This window comes from Stutzerimonas stutzeri SDM-LAC, from assembly GCF_000235745.1.
Classification (GTDB): domain Bacteria; phylum Pseudomonadota; class Gammaproteobacteria; order Pseudomonadales; family Pseudomonadaceae; genus Stutzerimonas; species Stutzerimonas stutzeri_H.
Map to the genome: position 1 here is coordinate 1 of NZ_AGSX01000157.1, position 2112 is coordinate 2112.

The following is a 2112-nucleotide window of genomic DNA, read 5'->3' on the forward strand; positions in this document are numbered from 1 at the left end:
TTTCCTGGCCAAAGAATATTGTGCCTTGGTTCTGGACTGGTTCTGCATCCGAACGCCACAAGCTTTTTGTTCAACTGAAAAAAGAAATAACAGGGCTTCAAGCAATAAGCATCCGCGACAGAGACAATGAGGCAGATGCTACTGTTGGTAAAAACCTCATGGATAAGGGTTTCACGCCCCAGCCCTCTTTCCAAGCCATGAAATGGCGTAGAAGGCATATCGAAGGTTATCTTCTATGCAAGACCGCAATAGCACGAGCAGCCAAAACTGAAGTTATCGAAATTGAAGATTTCTTTAACGCCCATGCAATTTCACTTCCTACCGATCACACCAAGTCAGATGTAGCCATAGCGATTAGAGAAGCTCACGCCAAAGAGATATTTACATCCGGAGACTCCATCAAATCCAAATTTGGGTTAACTCGTGAGGACATTGGAAGAACGCTTGAGCAGACAGAAATCGCGGATGACATCATCACTTTCTTCGAGGCACTGACCGAACTGAGTAAATAAACTCCAGCACCAGACAGTGGACTACTAAAACGCCGGTGGCACCCGAGTACACATTGCGGGTACACTTGCGAACTACAGACCTCCCCGGAGGACGATTTTACAAGGGTTTACATGTCTACAACCAGTGTCGGCGGTTCGATTCCGTCCCTGGGCACCATTACATCTAAGCCCTTGACTCCTAACGGAGTCAGGGGTTTTTTGTGTCTACGGCACTGCTAAGCCCGCCTACCTTGGTACACAAGGCGGTACAGATGGCAGCTTCCAGCCGTTCCTGAAGAGCTGCGCCCAGCACTGGGACTTGAGATACGGCCCGCCCTTACGTGCTTCGGATACTCGTTGAGCTGTTCGGAGACCTCCCTCTGAAAGCCTGTTCGGCAATCTGTCAGCTTTTTCTACGATGAGGACGAGGTCCGGAAAAGCTCTCCCCTTTGTTGAAGCTTCGCTACAAAAACGCGATTAACGATGCAGTTACAGATCTGGGTAGGCCGGAGCTGATCAAGAATCTTTTTTTCGGTTTCCAGAAGCATCTTTATGATGCGCAAGGGAGCAGCGCCAAAACGTAGCGAGCATCAGGTGATATTGCCCTGTCCTTTCCCGCGGGCGGACAGCCTGGTTCAGTCAGTGCAAGAAAAGTATCTGGACGAATCGCCGCAAGCACGGATACGACCAGGCATGATCCGATGGTACGGTGCCGAAGATCCTGCATCGGTATCAGCTTGCCGCCTTCTGAACGTTGCGCACACCATGGCAATCAGGCGGCGGTGCAGCGTATTTCCCGCCATGCGCGACCGGTCGCGATTTCGCCAGCGCCAGACGAACCCTCTGAGACCTGCCTCCGATTAGCGAAACGACCAGCCTGTTACCCTCGCCCGCTCCAAACTGCATGGATGCCCTCGTGCTGCGCTCTCTACTTGCCGTTCTGCTCATCACTACCATGTCTGTCTCGGCAGAATCATTCGACTGCCGGGTGATCGGAATCGCAGACGGCAACAGCTTCAGCTGCCGGACTAACGTGGGCGACAGGCTCAGGGTCAGGTTGGCGGAAGTCGATGCCCCGGAGCTAAAACAGCCCTATGGCATTCAGGCCCGGCAAGCGCTCTCCAGCCAGATCTTCGGCAAAAACGTGACCCTCACGGTCAAGGGCCGCGATGAGCTGGGGCGAACCCTGGCACGCGTCTACGTCGGCAACATCGACGTCAATTCGGGAATGGTCAGGAGCGGCGCTGCCTGGGCATATCGCGGTCACCTGGACGACCGCACACTGCTCGATCTGGAGGCGGTCGCGCGCGAGTTCAGGCGCGGCCTGTGGTCATTGCACAAGACCGAGCAGCAACCGCCATGGAAATGGCGCGAGCAAATGCGCAAGAACCGCTAGCCCGCTTCACCTGAGCCGCCCGTTCCGCCGAATGGATGTTTGTGGCGTGCAGCGCTTTCTCACAGGCCCGCATTTCACCCAGTTCGACCACTGGACGCTGCGCTGGCTGTACCTCGCTGGCGGCCTCAGCGGTTGCGTATTGATCGGCACCGGCCTGTTGTTCTGGACCGGCTCGCGGCGAACCAGGCCTGAGCGTCATGACTGGATCGGCGCACGCCCGGTCGA

General features: G+C 55.4%; 3 protein-coding genes. All 3 read left to right on the forward strand.

The window, feature by feature from the left end:
• On the forward strand, positions 1 to 512 hold a 512-nt coding region (locus PSTU_RS21790), incomplete at its 5' end, for a hypothetical protein (RefSeq protein WP_036993338.1).
• 895 nt (positions 513 to 1407) lie between these two features.
• On the forward strand, positions 1408 to 1887 hold the full coding sequence (locus PSTU_RS0115825) for a thermonuclease family protein (protein ID WP_019341997.1): 480 nt from the start codon (positions 1408 to 1410) through the stop codon (positions 1885 to 1887).
• Positions 1781 to 2112, forward strand: a 332-nt coding sequence (locus tag PSTU_RS22300; protein WP_413771562.1) for a PepSY domain-containing protein, incomplete at its 3' end; no start/stop codon positions are given. The genes PSTU_RS0115825 and PSTU_RS22300, both read left to right, overlap by 107 nt.